Origin of the sequence: Nocardioides sp. (assembly GCF_030019515.1) — a bacterium.
Lineage (GTDB): Bacteria > Actinomycetota > Actinomycetes > Propionibacteriales > Nocardioidaceae > Nocardioides.
In genome coordinates this window covers 59176-75193 of sequence record NZ_JASEEQ010000018.1, presented here as the reverse complement: position 1 = coordinate 75193, position 16018 = coordinate 59176, and the positions used below count along the sequence as shown (strand labels likewise).

Sequence of the window (16018 nt, the reverse complement as noted above, 5' to 3'; positions counted from 1 at the left end):
GGATCGGTGACCGGAGTGGACGAGGCGAGCGTTCGGAGCAAGCGTCGAGACGCGCTGCTGGACGCCGCCGTCGATCATGTCGTCGATCACGGACTCGCGGGGCTGTCCATCCGCAGCCTCGCCGACGCGCTCGGGGTCGCTCACAACACGGTGACCTACCACTTCGGCAGCCGCGCGGAGCTGCTCCAGGCACTGTTCAGTCGGCTCGCCCAGCGAATCCGGCGCACGAGCGCGGTGGGCGGCAGCGACCCTGCCTGCCTCGACGCGTTCGCCCGCTCCGAGATCACCGCAACCTGGCAGTGGCTCAGCGCCGACGAGCGCCGCGGCATGTGGACCACGTTCTTCGAGGTCTTCGCCCTCGCCATCCGTGAACCCGACACCTACCGCGGCTTCCTCGACCACGTCGCCGAGGACTGGGTGAACCCCCTGGCGGACCAGATGGGCGCCGCCGGCTTCTCCGACGACGCCGCACGTGCCCGCGCCACCCTCGTCGTCGCGGCCGTACGGGGTCTCGTCCTCGAGCTCCAGTCCACGACACCGGACCAACGCGACCGCGTCGACGGGGCGATCGACGCCCTCCTCGACGTGGTCAGTCGGTGGGTCCGCGAGCTCGGCCCCTCCGACAGCGGGTGACCGGGCCGGCGCACCCGTGCGCGGCTGCGCGTGGCCCGCGCCGGCGGCGGGGACCCTCGGTGCAGGTCAGGCGGTCTCGGGGAACTTGATCCCGGTGTTCGCGTGGCAGCGGTAGCCGTTGGGGTTCTTCGCGAGGTACTGCTGGTGGACGTCCTCGGCGTAGTAGTACGTCGGGGCCTCGCGGATCTCGGTGGTGATGTCCCCGAGCCGGCGGCGGCGCAGCTCCGCGCCGTACGCCTCGGTGAGCTCGCGGGCGACCCGCTCCTGCTCCGGGGTCGTGTAGTAGATCGCGGAGCGGTACTGGGTGCCGACGTCGTTGCCCTGGCGGAAGCCCTGGGTCGGGTCGTGCACCTCGAAGAACGTCTTGACGAGGTCGGCGAAGGCGACCCGCGCCGGGTCGAAGACGACCCGCACGGCCTCGGTGTGGTTGGTCGCGCCCGTGCAGACCTCCTCGTACGACGGGTTCGGGGTCGTGCCGCCGGCGTACCCCACCGAGGTCGACCAGACGCCCGGCGCCTGCCAGAAGATCTCCTCGGCGCCCCAGAAGCAGCCCAGGCCGAACAGTGCGACCTCGAAGCCCGCGGGGATCTCGTCGGTGAAGACCGGCGCGTCCAGCACGCGGTGCCGCTCGGGGAGCGGGAAGTTGCGCTCGCTGCGGCCGGGGAGGGCCTGCTCGGGGGCGACCAGCTGGGCCTTGCGGGTGAGGAACACGGGCACTCCTTCGGGTCGGACGGGTCCTGCACAGTCTCCAACACCTGCGGTGACGGTTCCGTTCCCGGCGTGGTCTGGCGTCGCACCTGACGCATCCGCTCCCTTCCCCGCCGGATCCGAACAGATACGTCAGGTGCGACGGACCCACGCGGGCTCGCTAGCCTCGGGGCCATGAGCACCCAGCAGCACCGGACCAAGGCGGGCTTCGAGACGCGTGCGATCCACGCGGGGTACGAGCCCGACGCCGCGACCGGAGCGGTCATCCCGCCGATCTACGCGACCAGCACCTACAAGCAGGACGGGGTGGGCGGCCTGCGCGGCGGGTACGAGTACAGCCGCTCCGCCAACCCCACGCGCACCGCGCTCGAGGGCAACATCGCGGCGCTGGAGGAGGGGGAGCGCGGCTTCGCGTTCGCGTCCGGCCTGGCCGCCGAGGACACCCTGGTACGGGCCCTGTGCCGGCCCGGCGACCACGTGGTGCTCCCCGACGACGCGTACGGCGGCACGTTCCGCCTCTTCGACAAGGTCGAGCGCGTCTGGGGGCTGGCGCACAGCGCGGCGCCGGTCTCCGACGCCGAGGCGGTCGCCGCGGCCATCCGGCCCGGGGAGACCCGGCTCGTGTGGGTCGAGACCCCGACCAACCCGCTGCTGAACATCGGCGACATCGAGGCGCTCGCCGCGGTCGCCCACGACGCGGGGGCACTCCTGGTCGTCGACAACACCTTCGCCTCGCCGTACCTCCAGCAGCCGCTGACCCTGGGCGCGGACGTCGTCGTGCACTCGACGACCAAGTACTGCGGCGGGCACTCCGATGTCGTCGGCGGCGCCCTCGTGGTGAAGGACCTCGACCTCGCCGAGCAGGTCGGCTTCCACCAGAACTCGATGGGCGCGGTCGCGGGGCCGTTCGACGCGTGGCTCACGCTGCGCGGCCTGAAGACCCTCGCGCTGCGCATGGAGCGGCACTGCGACAACGCCGAGCGCGTCGTCGACTTCCTCACCAGCCACCCGGCGGTCGGTGACGTGATCTACCCCGGGCTGGAGACCCACCCCGGTCACGAGGTCGCGCAGCGGCAGATGCGCCGCTTCGGCGGGATGGTGTCCTTCCGCGTCCGCGGCGGCGAGGCGCAGGCGCTCGCGGTCTGCGAGCGCGCCGAGATCTTCACGCTGGGCGAGTCGCTCGGCGGCGTGGAGTCGCTGATCGAGCACCCCGGCCGGATGACCCACGCGAGCGTCGCCGGCACCGAGCTCGAGGTCCCCGCCGACCTGGTCCGGCTCAGCGTCGGCATCGAGACCGCCGACGACCTGGTCGCCGACCTCGAGCGCGCCCTTGGCTGAGCGCGACGAGGCCGTGGTCTGCGTGGACTTCGGGTCCACGTTCACCAAGGGCGGCCTCGTCGACCTCCGGCGCGGGCGGATCGTGGCCCGGGCCGAGCACGCCACCACGCTCCCGGCCGCCGACGGGACCGGCGACATCCTCGACGGGTACGACGCCTGCCTGGCCGCGCTCGCCGAGCAGGACCCCCGGGCGGCGACCGCCGAGGTGCTGGCCTGCTCCAGCGCCGGCGGCGGCCTGCGGATCGCCGTGGTCGGCAACGAGGAGCTGGTCACCGCCGAGGCCGGCCGCCGGGTCGCGCTGTCCAGCGGCGGCAAGGTGGTGGCGGTCGTCGCCGCCGCGGGTCGTGCGGCCGACAGCGCGGCGTACCGCACCCTGAGCCACACGACCCGGCCCGACGTCGTGCTGCTGACCGGCGGCACCGACGGCGGCAACAGCGAGGTGCTGCTCGAGGCGGCCCGCGGCCTGGTCGCCGGCGGCTGGACCGGCCCCGTGGTGGTCGCCGGCAACGTCGAGGCACAGCACGAGGTGCGCGCGATCCTCGGTGCGGTGCCGCACGTGCTGGCCGAGAACGTGGTGCCGCGGATCGGGGTGCTCGCGCCGGAGTCGGCGCGGACCGCGGTCCGCGAGATGTTCCTGGCCCACGTGATCGGCGGGAAGCACCTGAGCGCGCGGGCCGACTTCGCCGGCATGGTCCGCGGGGCTACTCCCGACGTCGTGCTCACCGGGGTGGAGGTGCTCGCGCGGGGCCTGGGCGACGTCGTCGTCGTCGACGTCGGCGGCGCCACCACCGACGTGCACTCGGTCGTCGAGCTCGACCCGGACTCGGTGGGCCGGGAGGTCGTGGCGACCACCCGGGTCACCCGGACGGTCGAGGGCGACCTCGGGATGCGCTGGTCCGCCCTGAGCACGGTCGCCGACCTGCCCGAGCTCGCGGCCGCGGCCCAGCGGCGGCACGACGACCCGGCGTTCCTGCCCGACACCGACGCGGAGTTGGACACCGACGAGGCGATCGCCCGGGCCGCGGTCGGGCTCGCGCTGCGCCGCCACGCGGGCCGCTCGAAGGTGGTGCTCAGTCCGGAGGGGCGGGTGGTGGAGCGCACCGGCAAGGACCTGCGCCGGGCCGGGCTGCTGGTCGGCTCCGGAGGCGTGCTGCGCCACGGCCGGCTGGGCGTCGCCGAGCGGGTGCTCGCCGGGAGCACCGGCGACGTGGGCGGTGGCTGGCAGCTGCCGCGTCGCCCGCGGGTGGTCGTCGACACCGACTACGTCCTGGCTGCGGCCGGGCTGCTCGCGGTCGAGCACCCGGAGGCGGCGTACCGGCTCGTGATGACGCTCGCCGGGCCCGACGCTGGATAGCCTGTCGCCGTGAGCAACGACGCTGACGACCCGGGCAGCGCGGACGACCCCGTCGGCGCTGCCGGCGCTGGCGTCCCCGCCGAGCCCCCCGAGCGCCCGCAGGGCCGGCGTCGACGGCCGTCGATCAACCTGCGCCCACGCCAGTCCGAGGACAGCGAGGACGGCATCGCGGCCCGCATCGCCCACCAGTGGGCGACGCTGCGGGACGAGCGGCGGGCCCAGCCCGAGCCGGTCATCGCGGGGACCTCGAACTTCAGCCGGGCGCAGGTGCCGTGGGGCATCGACCTCGCCGCGGCCTGGGCGTGGCGGTTCCTGGTGATCGCCGCGGCCGCCTACCTGCTGCTGTGGCTGGTCGCGTTCTTCGCGGTGGTGACGATCCCGCTGGTGGTCGCGCTGCTGATCGCGGCGCTCGTGGTGCCGGTGGTCGACGGCCTGCACCGGATCGGGCTGCCGCGCGGGCTGTCCGCGCTGCTGGTCGTGCTCGCCGGCGTCGCGTTCGTCGTCGCGCTCCTCACCTTCGCCGGCCAGCAGGTCGCGAACGGCGCGCAGGACCTCGCCGACCAGTCGGCCCAGGGCCTGGGCGAGATCAAGGACTGGCTGCGCAACGGCCCGCTGCACGCCAGCGACTCACAGATCAACGACTACATCCAGCGCGCGCAGAACGGACTCGAGAACACCGGCGAGGGGATCGACCTCGGCAGCGTCACCGAGGTCGGCACCGCGGTCGGGCACATCTTCGCCGGCTTCTTCATCGTGCTGTTCTCGACCTACTTCTTCCTCGCCGACGGCAAGCGGATCTGGGCCTGGATGGTGCGGCTGGCACCCCGGGCGGCGCGGCAGCACGTCGACAGCTCGGGCCGGGTGGCGTGGATCTCGCTCACCCAGTTCGTGCGCGCCACGGTGATCGTCGCGGCCGTCGACGCGATGGGCATCATGGTGGTGGCCGGCATCCTGCAGGTCCCGTTCGTGCTGGCGCTGGGGGTGCTGGTCTTCCTCGGTGCGTTCGTGCCGATGGTCGGTGCCACGGTGGCGGGCACGGTCGCGGTGCTCGTCGCCCTGGTGGACCAGGGGCCGATCACCGCGCTGTTCATGCTCGGCGGGGTGATCCTGGTCCAGCAGCTCGAGGGGCACGTCCTGCAGCCGTTCCTGATGGGCCGCTGGGTCTCGCTGCACCCGCTGGGCGTGATCGTGGCGATCGGCTGCGGAGTGCTGGTCGCCGGGATCGCCGGCGCGCTGGTCGCCGTACCGCTGGCGGCCGCGCTGAACGCGGTCGTGCAACACCTGGCCGTGAGTACGGACCCCGGGGACGACCCCGCCGAGGAGCTCGACGAGGACTACGAGGAGATGGGTGCGTCCGTGGACGTGCCCGAGGGAGACGGGCGCGATGAGTGAGGTGCCGACGGTCGGCTTGGCCGACATCGAGGAGGCCCGGCGGGTCCTGGCCGGGGTCGCGATCCAGACCCCGATGGAGGAGTCGCGCTGGCTCTCGGCGATCGCGGGCGGGCCGGTCTCGCTCAAGTGCGAGAACCTCCAGCGCACCGGGTCGTTCAAGCCCCGCGGCGCCTACGTGCGGATCTCCCGGCTCTCCCCGGAGGAGCGGGCCCGCGGCGTCGTGGCGGCCTCGGCGGGCAACCACGCACAGGGCGTGGCCCTGGCCGCGCAGCTGCTCGGGATCAAGGCGACCGTGTTCATGCCCGAGGGCGCCCCGATCCCGAAGGAGAAGGCCACTCGCGGGTACGGCGCGGAGGTGCTCTTCCACGGCCGCTACCTCGAGGACGCCCTGATCGAGGCGACCGCGTTCGCCGAGCGCACCGGCGCGGTGCTGATCCACCCCTTCGACCACGTCGACATCGTCGCCGGGCAGGGCACGGCCGGCCTGGAGATCCTCGAGCAGGCGCCCGACCTGGAGACGGTGCTGGTCCCCACCGGTGGCGGCGGGCTGCTGGCGGGAGTCGCGATCGCGGTCAAGGCGCTGCGCCCGGACGTCCGGGTGGTCGGCGTGCAGGCGGCCGGCGCCGCGGCGTACCCCGGCTCGCTGGCCGAGGGACACCCGGTCGCGCTCAGCTCGATGAAGACGATGGCCGACGGCATCGCCGTCGGCCTGCCGGGTCAGGTGACGTTCGCGGCGGTGCGCGACCACGTCGACGAGATCGTCACGGTCTCCGAGAACTCGCTCTCCCGCTCGGTGCTCGCCGTCCTGGAGCGCGCGAAGATGCTGGTCGAGCCGGCCGGGGCGGCCGCCGTCGCCGCCGTGCTCGACCGCCCCGAGGCGTTCGCGACCCCCGCGGTGGTCGTGCTGTCCGGCGGCAACATCGACCCGCTGCTGCTCGGCAAGGTGATCCGGCACGGCATGGCGGCCGCGGGCCGCTACCTGAACCTGCGGGTCTGCATCCCCGACCTGCCGGGCGGGCTCGCCCAGCTGCTCACCGACATCTCGGCGGTCGGCGCGAACGTGCTGGAGGTCGCGCACGAGCGGATCTCACCCACGCTCAGCCTCGACGAGGTCGAGGTGCACGTCCAGCTCGAGACCCGGGGCGAGCCGCACACCGCACAGGTGATGGCGCGGCTGCGCGAGCGCGGCTACCGCGTCGACGAGTAGCCACTTCTGGCGTGTCGGCTTCGCCGCCACGCCAGCCGCGGGGTGATGTCCCCCGACGCTGGATGGGTCTCGACACGCGGGTCGCGAGCTCGCAGGCTCACTCGCGCCGCTCGCTCGACCACCATCGACGGCACCCCTCCTCGTTCCTCGGAGGGTGCCGTCAGCCCTCGTAGGGGACCGCGTCGACGATGACGACCTGGAGCTCCTTGCCGTTGGGGGCCAGGTAGGCGACCGTGTCGCCCTTCGCCTTGCCGTTGATGGCCGAGCCGAGCGGCGACTGCGGGGAGTAGACGGTCAGGCCCTCGGGCTCGATCTCCCGGGCGCCGAGCAGGAAGGTCTCGACCTCGTCCTCGTCGTCGCCCACGAACCGGTAGGTCACGACCATCCCGGGCTCGACGACGCCGTCGTTGGGCGGCGTCTCGCCGACCTCGGCGCGGCGCAGGACGTCCTCGAGCTGGCGGATCCGCCCCTCCACCTTGCCCTGCTCCTCGCGGGCGGCGTGGTACGCGCCGTTCTCCTTCAGGTCGCCCTCGTCGCGAGCGGAGCTGATGCGCGCGATGATCTCCTGGCGGACCGGGCCCTTGAGGTTCTCCAGCTCGGCGCGCAGCTTGTCGTGGGCGTCCTGGGTCAGCCAGACGGTGCCCGGCTGTGCTGCCTGTGTCATCGGGTACTCCTGCTTGCTTCGAGGTACGACGGATCTGCTCATCCGCCGGGTCAGGGGAATGTCCCCCCGGATGTCCGGGTGTGGGCGTGTGCAAGTACGCGCGGGGCCTCTCCCTGGACGGCCCTGCGGGACATCAGACCGTCGAGTCTAACAACTGACCCGCTGACGCGCAGGTCGACGGCCCGGCCCGGGGGCCGGGGGCGTCAGGGCCGGGGTCGGTGCGGGGGTCGGTGCCGGGGTCGGTGCGGGTCGGCGCGAGCGGTCAGCGCGGCCGGGCCTGGCCCGGCGCGGTGCAGCCGAGCAGCTCGACCGACGTCGCGCGCCGCTCGGTGCGTACGGTCTGCTCGGTACGTCCGCTCGCGGTCGGCGTGAAGGACAGGTCGCCGACGACCGTGTGGTCCTCCGCGAAGGCGCGCAGCAGGCAGGTCGCCTCGACGTCGTCGTCGGCCAGGTCGATCCGCACCGTGGCCGCGACCTCGTGCTCGCCGACGACGTCGTAGCCGACCATCGCCGACTCGACCTCGGGGGTCGACTGCGCCCAGACGGTCCACCCCAGCCAGCCGAGTGCCGCCGCCGCCAGCACCGCGCCGGCGCCGAGCAGGACGCGGCGCCGCCAGGGGGCGGGCGCGCCGTACCGGTCGGCGAGGTCGGTCGGGGCGCTCACCCCCGCATCGTCCCACCCTAGGATTGACGGGTGACGCAGCACCCCACCCACCACCAGGCCCAGCGCCCGGCCCGCCAGCCCGGCAGCCCGCGGGCGGGCCTCCGCCTGATGCACGTCCACGCCCACCCCGACGACGAGTCGTCGAAGGGCGCGGCGAGCACGGCGAGGTACGTCGCCGAGGGCGTCGACGTCCACGTCGTGACCTGCACCGGCGGCGAGCGCGGGTCGATCCTCAACCCGAAGATGGACCGGCCCGACATCTTGGAGAACATCACCGAGATCCGCCGCCAGGAGATGGAGCGGGCCCGGGACATCCTCGGCATCCGGCAGGACTGGCTGGGCTTCGTCGACTCCGGCTGGCCCGAGGGCGACCCGAAACCGCCGCTGCCGGAGGGCTGCTTCGCCCTGGTGCCGCTGGAGGAGGCGATCGTGCCGCTGGTGCGCCTGGTGCGGGAGTTCCGCCCGCACGTGATGACGACGTACGACGAGCGCGGGGGCTATCCGCACCCCGACCACGTGATGTGCCACCAGGTGAGCGTCGCGGCGTTCGAGGCCGCCGCGGACCCGGAGCGGTTCCCCGAGCTGGGCGAGCCCTGGCAGGTCCTCAAGCTCTACTACCACCACTCGTTCAACCGGCCGCGGATGACGGCGATCGACGAGGCGATGCGCGAGCACGGCCTGGAGTCGCCGTACGCCGAGCGCCTCAAGGACTGGAAGCCCGAGCCGGAGTGGGACGCGCGGATCACCACCCGGGTGCCGTGCTCGGACTACTTCGGGGTGCGCGACCAGGCGTTGCTCGCGCACGCCACCCAGATCGACCCGGACGGGTTCTGGTTCGCGATCCCGCGCGAGCTCCAGGAGCGGGTCTGGCCGACCGAGGACTACGAGCTGGTGGTGAGCCACGTGGCGGCCCCGACGCCCGAGGACGACCTGTTCGCCGGCATCACCGATCCGCACTGAGCGGGAGAGTGCGACAATCGGGGTCATGCAGCTGCTCACCCTCGCCCCGGACCTCCTGACCTTCGTGGTCTCGCTCGCCGACGAGGTGCCCCAGGACGACGACGTCAAGGCGGGCTCGATGGCGTTCGTGATCTTCGTCGGCCTGATCGTGGCCGTGGTGCTGCTCGGCTTCAGCCTGACCAAGCAGCTGCGCAAGGCGCAGGCCGCCAAGGCCGCCGGGGCCTTCGGCCCCGTCGAGGAGGACGCGCCCGCGGAGGACGCCTCCACCGACAGGCCGGCCGACCAGCAGTCCTGAGCGGCGCCCGTTACCGCGACCGGACCAGCCGCACCAGGCAGTCCCAGGCGGTGCGCACCGGCTCCTCGCCGTTGCGGTCGCCGACCGTGCGGGCGACCCGCTCCGCGCGGACGACGTCGTACGCCGTGCCCTCGAGGTCGGCGAGCACGTCCTCGGCGGTCATCAGCATCGCCGGGTCCTGGGGGCCGCCGGCGCCCTCGGCGAGGTTCGTGCTGTCGTGGGCGACCAGCAAGAACGTGCCGCCCGGCACCAGCGCGTCGTACGCCGCCCGCACGGCCGCGCGGCGCTGGGCCGCCGGCAGCTGGAGATAGGCGAGGACGACCAGGTCGTACGCCGCCGGCTCGCTCCAGGTGGTGGCGTCCGCGCAGACCCAGCGCACCGCGGTGTCACCGGCGAGCGTGCGCCCCTTGTCCAGTGCGACCTGGGAGAAGTCCGCGGCAGTGACCTCCCAGCCGCGCCGGGCCAGCCAGATCGCGTTGCGGCCCTCGCCGGCGGCGAGGTCGAGCGCCCGCCCGGGTGGCAGGTCCGCCAGCTCCGTGGCCACGAACTGGTTGGGCTCGGTCGACCAGACCAGCTCGTTGGCGGCGTACCGCTCGTCCCAGTCGCGCGCGTCCATGTCGTGATTCAAGCACGCCGCGGGTCGGCTCAGCGCCGACGGAGGGCGAGCCACAGGCCGATGCCGGACAGTCCGACGACGACCAGGCCGGCGACCAGGAGCACCGTGCCGAGGGTGTCGAGCACCGGCACCTCGGCGCCGATGGCGACGTCGGCGGCGACCGGGGTGGTGCCCTCGCCGTTCATCACGACCAGCGTCCACTCACCGTCCTCGGGCTCCCAGGTGATCTGCTGCGGGCCGCGGCCGCTGGCCGAGGCCGCCCAGAACGTCGCGTCGGTCGGGGCGACGCCCGGGGAGCCGCCGTCGACGAAGGTGAGCGTCGGCTCGCCGTTGTCGCCGGACGGCTCGACGACCGTCGACCGCGCGACGTCCGCGAGGTAGCGCTCGACGTCCGCGGTCCGCGCGACGCCCAGGAAGACACCGTTCGGGGTCGCCGGGTCGGCCGTGGCGGTCATCGTGCCGAGCAGCCGCTCGGGCAGGTCCAGCGTGGTGGAGTCGGTGTGGATCTCCGCGCTCTCGGAGCGTACGGCGTACCCCGGCGACTGCCAGGCGTGCGCGCTTCCCATCACGTAGCCGTCGTCGTTGCGCAGCGTCCCGTCCGCCAGGCGGAGGGTGCCGCCACCGGCCAGCATGCCCACGCCGAGGACCAGGAACAGCGCGGCCGCCACCGTCGCGAGCACCCGCCCGGCGCTCCACGGGCGTCGCGGAGCCACCTGCACCTCGGGGACGGACTGCGGACTGGACACGCTCATCGGGACACGCTCCTTCGTCACGACCTTCGCGCGGATCTGCCCTACGCCTCCAGCGTGCTGTCGTCCCGGCGCGCGGGGGCAGGGGAGAAGGTCACGCCGGCGCAGAGGACTTGGCCACGCCGGAACGCTCGACCGGGCGTCTGCCCGGGATGCCTGACCGGCGACAGGCCGGTCAGGCGGCACCGGCGCCCCGAGCCGCGCACGACGCCGACCAGGATCCGCTGGGACCCCGATCGGCGGCACGCGGCGCGGGGCGCCAGTACCACCCGGTCCGGTCCACACCCGTCGCTCCGGTCAGCGATGGGAGGAACCACCCCGGCACCATGCCTTGCAGGCCACCGGCCACAACCCCTGTCACGGTCCCGAGGACCAGGACCGACCAGACCGGCCAGGTCGTGCCCGGCGCTGTGGCGCCGAGGAAGCTCACGGTCATGGCCACCGGCCAGGCCGCGGTGCGTGCCGCGATCCGGCGCCACCCGTGCGCGGACGCCGCACGGGTCCGGGAGGCGAGCACGGCCTCATTCCATCCCGGAACCCGTGCGGCAGATCAGGGTCCTAGGTCATCGGACGTCGGACCGGGGTCCCGCCGCGCGGGCGGCGAGCACGGAGCGAGCGGCCTCCCAGCGGGCGACCGGCACCCGGAACGGCGAGCAGGACACGTAGTCCAGACCCACCTCGTCGAAGAAGTGGATCGACTCGGGGTCGCCCCCGTGCTCACCACACACGCCCAGGTGGATGTCGGGCTTGGCCTTGCGGCCCAGCTCGACCGCCGTACGCACGAGTCCGCCGACGCCCTCGGTGTCGAGGGTCTCGAACGGCGACGCGGTGAAGACACCGTGCTCGAGGTAGGTGGCGAAGAACTCCGACTCGACATCGTCGCGAGAGAAGCCCCACGTCATCTGGGTCAGGTCGTTGGTGCCGAAGGAGAAGAAGTCCGCCCAGTGGGCGATCTTGTCCGCCGTCACCGCCGCTCGGGGGATCTCGATCATGGTGCCGATCGGGATGTGCAGCTCGACCCCCTGCTCGTCGAGGACCGCAGCGACGACCTCCTCGAGCTGGGCGCGCACCAGGGCGAGCTCCCGCTCGGTCGACACCAGCGGCACCATGATCTCCGGGCGCGGGTCGCCGCCGGCGAGCACGCGGGCCGCGGCGGCCTCGGTGATTGCCCGGGCCTGCATGAGGAACAGGCCGGGGATCGTGATGCCGAGGCGGACGCCGCGCAGGCCGAGCATCGGGTTCTGCTCGTGCAGCCGCCTCACGGCCTGGAGGAGCTTGTGGTCGTGCTCGTCCTCCACGTGCCGCTCGTCGGCCAGAGCGACGCGCACCGCGAGCTCGGTCAGGTCGGGCAGGAACTCGTGCAGGGGCGGGTCGATCAGCCGGATCGTGACCGGCAGGCCGTCCATCGCCTCGAAGATCTCGGTGAAGTCCTGGCGCTGCAACGGCAGCAGCTTGTCCAGCGCCGCGGCCTGGCCATGCTCGTCCTCGGCGACGATCAGGTGCTCGACCAGCTCGCGCCGGTCACCGAGGAACATGTGCTCGGTGCGGCACAGGCCGATGCCGGACGCACCGAACCGGCGCGAGCGCTGGGCGTCCTCGGGGGTGTCGGCGTTGGCCCGCACCTGGAGGCGACGCACCTCGTCGGCGTGCATCAGCAGCCGCGCCACCGCGTGGGCGACCGGGTCGTCGACGTCCTCGCCCTCGAGCTTGCGCACCACGGCGGAGTCGCTGACCGGCACCTCGCCGAGGAACACCTCGCCGGTGCTGCCGTCGATCGAGATCACGTCGCCCTCGTTGACGACGGGACCGTTGCGCACGATGAACCGGCGGTTCTCCGGGTCGACGTCCAGGGCCTCGGCGCCACACACACAGGTGCGGCCCATGCCGCGCGCGACCACGGCGGCGTGGGAGGTCTTGCCGCCGCGGCTGGTCAGGATGCCCTGGGCGACGACCATGCCGTGCAGGTCGTCGGGGTTGGTCTCCTTGCGGACCAGGATCACCTTCTCGCCCCGGCCGGCCCACTCGACGGCCGTCGCGGAGTCGAGGACGACCCGGCCGACGGCCGCGCCCGGGGACGCGTTCATGCCGGTGGCGACGGCGCGGCGCTCGGGGTCGGGGGCGAACCGGGGGAACATCAGCGCGGCCAGCTGGTGACCGGTCACGCGCAGCATCGCCTCGTCGCGGTCGATGAGGAGCTCCTCCGCCATGTGCACGGCGATCCGCACTGCGGCCTCCGGCGTCCGCTTGCCGACGCGGGTCTGCAGCATCCAGAGCTTGCCGTCCTCGATGGTGAACTCGATGTCGCACATGTCGCGGTAGTGCTTCTCGAGCTTGGCCATGATGTCCATGAGCTGGTGGTACGACGGGGCGTCGATCTGCTCCAGGTCCGCGAGCGGGACCGTGTTGCGGATGCCGGCGACGACGTCCTCACCCTGCGCGTTGGTCAGGTAGTCGCCGTACACGCCGGGGGCGCCGCTGGCGGGGTCGCGCGTGAACGCGACGCCGGAGCCCGAGCTGGCGCCGCGGTTGCCGAAGACCATCGCCTGGATGTTGACCGCGGTGCCGAGGTCGTCGGCGATCCGCTCCTGGCGGCGGTAGAGCGCCGCGCGCGGGGTGTTCCAGGACTTGAAGACGGCGAGGATGCACAGCCGCAGCTGCTCGGCCGGCTCCTGCGGGAAGTCCGACCCGGTGTGCTCGCGGATGACGAGCTTGTACTCCTCGACCAGCTCGCGGAGGTCCTCGACGACGAGCTCGGTGTCCGCGATGACGCCGCGGCGCTTCTTCAGCGCGTCGAGCCGGTCGGCGAACGCGTCGTGCTCGATGCCGAGCACGGTGCCGCCGAACATCTGCAGCAGCCGGCGGTAGGAGTCGGCGGCGAACCGCTCGTCCCCGCTCTGGCGCGCCAGCCCGACCACGGACTCGTCGTTGAGCCCGACGTCGAGCACGGTCTCCATCATCCCGGGCATCGAGAACTTGGCGCCGGAGCGGACCGACACCAGCAGCGGGTCGGCCGGGTCGCCGAGGGTCCGACCCATCTTGTCCTCGAGTGCTCGCAGGTGCTCGGCGACCTCGGCCGCCAGACTGTCCGGCTCACGGCCCCCGACCAGGAAGGCTCGGCAGGCCTCCGTCGAGATCGTGAACCCGGGAGGAACGGGCAGACCGAGGTTGGTCATCTCGGCCAGGTTGGCGCCCTTGCCACCCAGCAGGTCCTTGAGTTCCTTGTTTCCCTCTGCGAAGTCGAAGACGAACGATGTCATGGACCGAGGGTGGACCCGACCGCGCGACCAAAGCGAGGGGCGAAGGTCCCGGCGGGACCGATGGTGACCGGTGGCCCGGGGCGGTGGGCCCTTGGTCCCTATGGTCGCGGGCCGAGGTCCCCGACCGTGAGAGGCGAGAGATCGGAGACCCGATGGACACCACTCCTGCTCCTGTCGTCGTCGCGGTCGGTCGGACGAGCTCGCTGGTGGCGGTCGACTTCGCCGCGGCCGAGGCGCTGCGGCGGCATCGCGGGCTGCACCTCGTGCACGGCATGGACCTGGGGGCGACCGGACCGGACGCGGACGGTGCCGAGCCGGCCCGGATCGAGGAGGAGGCGGGGGCCGCCCTGGGCGTCGCCGTCCGCCATGCGATGGCCGTGGTCGGCGGGCTGGTGCCGGTGACCTCGACGCTGTCCCGGGCGCCCGCCGTGTCCGCGGTCTACGCCGCCGCGCACGACGCACCCCTGGTCGTGGTGGGCCGGTGCCCCGAGTCGAGGCTCACCCACCCCTACGTGCGATCGGTGACCGGCGGCGTCGCGGCTCGGGTGCACGTGCCCGTCGTGTCGGTGCCCGACGACTGGGAGGACGACGCCGCGCCCCCGCACATCGTGGTCGGGATCGACCAGCCCGAGCACAGCGTTCCGGTCCTCCACGAGGCCTTCCGGGCGGCGCGCGACCGGCGCGCGCTGCTGACCGTGGTGACCAGCTGGTGGGACCCGGCGGCGTACGTGCTCGACCCGGTCGCATATGCCGCGGACCACGCCTGGCCGGAGCGGCTGCGGGCCGGGGTGGAGGCGGTGCTGCCCGAGCTCCAGGCGGAGTACGACGAGGTGCCCGTGGAGATCCACGTGCGCAAGTCGCGACCGGGCGAGGTGCTCATCGACGCCTCGCGGCACGCGGGCCTGGTGGTGCTCGGTCGCCACGACCCGGTGCTGCCCCGGGACTCCCACCTCGGCCCGATCGCGCGCTCGGTGCTCGCCGAGGCGGCCTGCCCGGTGCTGCTGACCACGCCGCGCCGCCCGTCGCGGGCGCGGAGGGCGATCCACCTCGATCCGCAACCGGCCTGACCGGAGCGGCCGCCGGCGGTGCGGCTCCCCGCGGGGCGGGGTGGGCGGTGTGTCGGCAACCGTTCGTGGGTGGGGGCGGGTTGCCTGGGCACCGCCGGCCCGCGCACCGCCTGCCGGCCCGCCGGCTCAGCTCCCGAGCGGGACGATCGCGACGGTGCAGGCGGACCGCTCGACGACGACGGGGGCGACCGAGCCGTAGACCAGCTCGTTGAGGAACGGCTTGCGGCGGTGGCCCAGGACGACGAGTGCAGCGTCGCGGGAGGCGCGGATCAGCCGCTCGTCGACCATCCCGCGGGTGAGCTGGAGCTGCACCTCGACGTCCGGGTGGGCGTCGGCGTGCGGGCGGACCGCGCGGTCCAGCACCAGCCACTCGTCGTCCAGGCCCGGCTCCCCGGGGGCCACGTCGCGCGCGCCCTCGGCAATCTTCACGGCGTCCCAGAAGCAGTGGAAGACCCGCAGCGGCAGCCTGCGCGACCCGGCGAGGTCGAAGGCCAGGTCGAGTACGGCGGCGTCACCGGGCTCGCCGGCCACGCCGGCCAGCACCCGGGCGGGACCGTCCGCGTGCTCCGGCTCGGGGCGCACCACGACCACCGGGCAGGTGGCGTGCTTGACGAGCGCGCTGCTCACCGAGCCGAGGAGCAGGTGCCGTACCGGGCCCAGGCCGCGGGTGCCGACCACCAGGAGCCGCGCCTCCGCGGAGGCCTCGAGCAGCATCTCGCGGGCGTCCCCGAGCCGCACCACGTAGTGGACCTCGAGCTCGGGGTGCGCGGCCCGGACGGGGGCGGCGGCCTGATCGAGGAGCGCCCGGGCGTCGTCCTTGAGCAGGGTGGCCATGCGATGGTGGTCGACTCCGGCCGCCTCCATCCAGCCGGTGCCGGCCGGCGCGGGCGTCGGCCCGGCGTGCACCAGCACGAGCGGCCGGTCCTCGGCGACGGCCTGCTGGGCCGCCCAGGTGACGGCGTGGCGCGCCGAGGGTGAGCCGTCGACGCCGACGACGACGGATCCGGCGGGTCCGGTGGAGGTGGTCATGTCTCCACCATCGCCCAGCCGCGTGGAAGCGGCCACGGCCGGAGGGCTCGCGGTCCGGGGACCATCGGCCCGGTCGGGCCGGAGT

15 protein-coding genes are annotated in these 16018 nt (G+C 73.5%); 8 read left to right on the top strand and 7 right to left on the bottom strand.

All coding sequences use genetic code 11. The features are described from left to right. The first annotated feature begins 6 nt into the window (after positions 1 to 6). Positions 7 to 633 carry a TetR/AcrR family transcriptional regulator gene (locus QMC84_RS20310; RefSeq protein WP_300378091.1) on the top strand — a complete coding sequence of 209 codons (627 nt, stop codon included), beginning with the start codon at positions 7 to 9 and terminating at the stop codon, positions 631 to 633. A gap of 66 nt (positions 634 to 699) precedes the next feature. On the opposite strand, the gene msrA is transcribed toward QMC84_RS20310, so the two are convergent. Next, entirely contained in the window at positions 700 to 1344 is a 645-nt protein-coding gene (msrA, locus tag QMC84_RS20305; RefSeq protein ID WP_300378089.1) for a peptide-methionine (S)-S-oxide reductase MsrA, read from the bottom strand. 171 nt (positions 1345 to 1515) lie between these two features. On the opposite strand from msrA, the gene QMC84_RS20300 reads away from it, so the two are divergent. Genes QMC84_RS20300 through ilvA form a run of 4 tightly spaced genes read left to right on the top strand, consistent with a single transcriptional unit; the run spans position 1516 to position 6632 of the window. Further along, positions 1516 to 2679, top strand: coding sequence for a cystathionine gamma-synthase (locus QMC84_RS20300; RefSeq protein ID WP_300378087.1), 1164 nt, complete (start codon positions 1516 to 1518; stop codon positions 2677 to 2679). Further along, positions 2672 to 4033 carry a glutamate mutase L gene (locus QMC84_RS20295; RefSeq protein WP_300378085.1) on the top strand — a complete coding sequence of 454 codons (1362 nt, stop codon included), beginning with the start codon at positions 2672 to 2674 and terminating at the stop codon, positions 4031 to 4033. The genes QMC84_RS20300 and QMC84_RS20295 overlap by 8 nt, the downstream gene beginning before the upstream one ends. Before the next feature lie 9 nt (positions 4034 to 4042). Further along, positions 4043 to 5425, top strand: coding sequence for an AI-2E family transporter (locus QMC84_RS20290; protein WP_300378082.1), 1383 nt, complete (start codon positions 4043 to 4045; stop codon positions 5423 to 5425). Then, positions 5418 to 6632 carry a threonine ammonia-lyase gene (ilvA, locus tag QMC84_RS20285; RefSeq protein ID WP_300378079.1) on the top strand — a complete coding sequence of 405 codons (1215 nt, stop codon included), beginning with the start codon at positions 5418 to 5420 and terminating at the stop codon, positions 6630 to 6632. The genes QMC84_RS20290 and ilvA overlap by 8 nt, the downstream gene beginning before the upstream one ends. A gap of 160 nt (positions 6633 to 6792) precedes the next feature. On the opposite strand, the gene greA is transcribed toward ilvA, so the two are convergent. Together greA and QMC84_RS20275 are read right to left on the bottom strand one after the other, a co-directional pair. Further along, positions 6793 to 7296 carry a transcription elongation factor GreA gene (greA, locus tag QMC84_RS20280; RefSeq protein ID WP_300378076.1) on the bottom strand — a complete coding sequence of 168 codons (504 nt, stop codon included), beginning with the start codon at positions 7294 to 7296 and terminating at the stop codon, positions 6793 to 6795. A gap of 262 nt (positions 7297 to 7558) precedes the next feature. Then, a complete protein-coding gene (locus QMC84_RS20275; RefSeq protein ID WP_300378073.1) occupies positions 7559 to 7960 on the bottom strand; it encodes a DUF4307 domain-containing protein in 402 nt (133 codons plus the stop codon). 108 nt (positions 7961 to 8068) lie between these two features. Between QMC84_RS20275 and mca the strand changes: the two genes are divergently transcribed. After that, positions 8069 to 8920: a mycothiol conjugate amidase Mca gene (gene mca, locus QMC84_RS20270; RefSeq protein WP_300378122.1), complete on the top strand. Its 852-nt coding sequence runs from the start codon at positions 8069 to 8071 to the stop codon at positions 8918 to 8920. Between the two features lie 25 nt (positions 8921 to 8945). Further along, on the top strand, positions 8946 to 9215 hold the full coding sequence (locus QMC84_RS20265; RefSeq protein ID WP_300378071.1) for a hypothetical protein: 270 nt from the start codon (positions 8946 to 8948) through the stop codon (positions 9213 to 9215). A 10-nt stretch (positions 9216 to 9225) separates the two neighbouring features. Here QMC84_RS20265 and QMC84_RS20260 read toward each other — a convergent pair whose 3' ends face one another. The 3 genes from QMC84_RS20260 to ppdK all read right to left on the bottom strand — a co-directional run bounded on the left by QMC84_RS20260 (position 9226) and on the right by ppdK (position 13837). Continuing rightward, positions 9226 to 9831 (bottom strand): class I SAM-dependent methyltransferase, encoded by a 606-nt coding sequence (locus QMC84_RS20260; RefSeq protein WP_300378069.1) that lies wholly within the window; start codon positions 9829 to 9831, stop codon positions 9226 to 9228. 29 nt (positions 9832 to 9860) lie between these two features. Next, positions 9861 to 10583 carry a hypothetical protein gene (locus tag QMC84_RS20255; protein WP_300378067.1) on the bottom strand — a complete coding sequence of 241 codons (723 nt, stop codon included), beginning with the start codon at positions 10581 to 10583 and terminating at the stop codon, positions 9861 to 9863. A 560-nt stretch (positions 10584 to 11143) separates the two neighbouring features. Further along, on the bottom strand, positions 11144 to 13837 hold the full coding sequence (gene ppdK / locus QMC84_RS20250; RefSeq protein ID WP_300378065.1) for a pyruvate, phosphate dikinase: 2694 nt from the start codon (positions 13835 to 13837) through the stop codon (positions 11144 to 11146). Between the two features lie 152 nt (positions 13838 to 13989). Between ppdK and QMC84_RS20245 the strand changes: the two genes are divergently transcribed. Continuing rightward, positions 13990 to 14904 carry a universal stress protein gene (locus QMC84_RS20245; RefSeq protein ID WP_300378063.1) on the top strand — a complete coding sequence of 305 codons (915 nt, stop codon included), beginning with the start codon at positions 13990 to 13992 and terminating at the stop codon, positions 14902 to 14904. Positions 14905 to 15030: 126 nt separating this feature from the next. Here QMC84_RS20245 and QMC84_RS20240 read toward each other — a convergent pair whose 3' ends face one another. Then, a complete protein-coding gene (locus tag QMC84_RS20240) occupies positions 15031 to 15933 on the bottom strand; it encodes a universal stress protein (RefSeq protein ID WP_300378061.1) in 903 nt (300 codons plus the stop codon). Positions 15934 to 16018: the final 85 nt, after the last annotated feature.

Bases quoted from the DNA above. Each gene is read 5' to 3' on its own strand.
- QMC84_RS20300 (WP_300378087.1), top strand. From the start codon at position 1,516: ATGAGCACCCAGCAGCACCGGACCAAGGCGGGCTTCGAGACGCGTGCG.
- ilvA (WP_300378079.1), top strand. From the start codon at position 5,418: ATGAGTGAGGTGCCGACGGTCGGCTTGGCCGACATCGAGGAGGCCCGG.
- greA (WP_300378076.1), bottom strand. From the start codon at position 7,296: ATGACACAGGCAGCACAGCCGGGCACCGTCTGGCTGACCCAGGACGCC.
- mca (WP_300378122.1), top strand. From the start codon at position 8,069: ATGCACGTCCACGCCCACCCCGACGACGAGTCGTCGAAGGGCGCGGCG.
- QMC84_RS20265 (WP_300378071.1), top strand. From the start codon at position 8,946: ATGCAGCTGCTCACCCTCGCCCCGGACCTCCTGACCTTCGTGGTCTCG.
- QMC84_RS20260 (WP_300378069.1), bottom strand. From the start codon at position 9,831: ATGGACGCGCGCGACTGGGACGAGCGGTACGCCGCCAACGAGCTGGTC.
- QMC84_RS20255 (WP_300378067.1), bottom strand. From the start codon at position 10,583: ATGAGCGTGTCCAGTCCGCAGTCCGTCCCCGAGGTGCAGGTGGCTCCG.
- ppdK (WP_300378065.1), bottom strand. From the start codon at position 13,837: ATGACATCGTTCGTCTTCGACTTCGCAGAGGGAAACAAGGAACTCAAG.
- QMC84_RS20245 (WP_300378063.1), top strand. From the start codon at position 13,990: ATGGACACCACTCCTGCTCCTGTCGTCGTCGCGGTCGGTCGGACGAGC.
- QMC84_RS20240 (WP_300378061.1), bottom strand. From the start codon at position 15,933: ATGACCACCTCCACCGGACCCGCCGGATCCGTCGTCGTCGGCGTCGAC.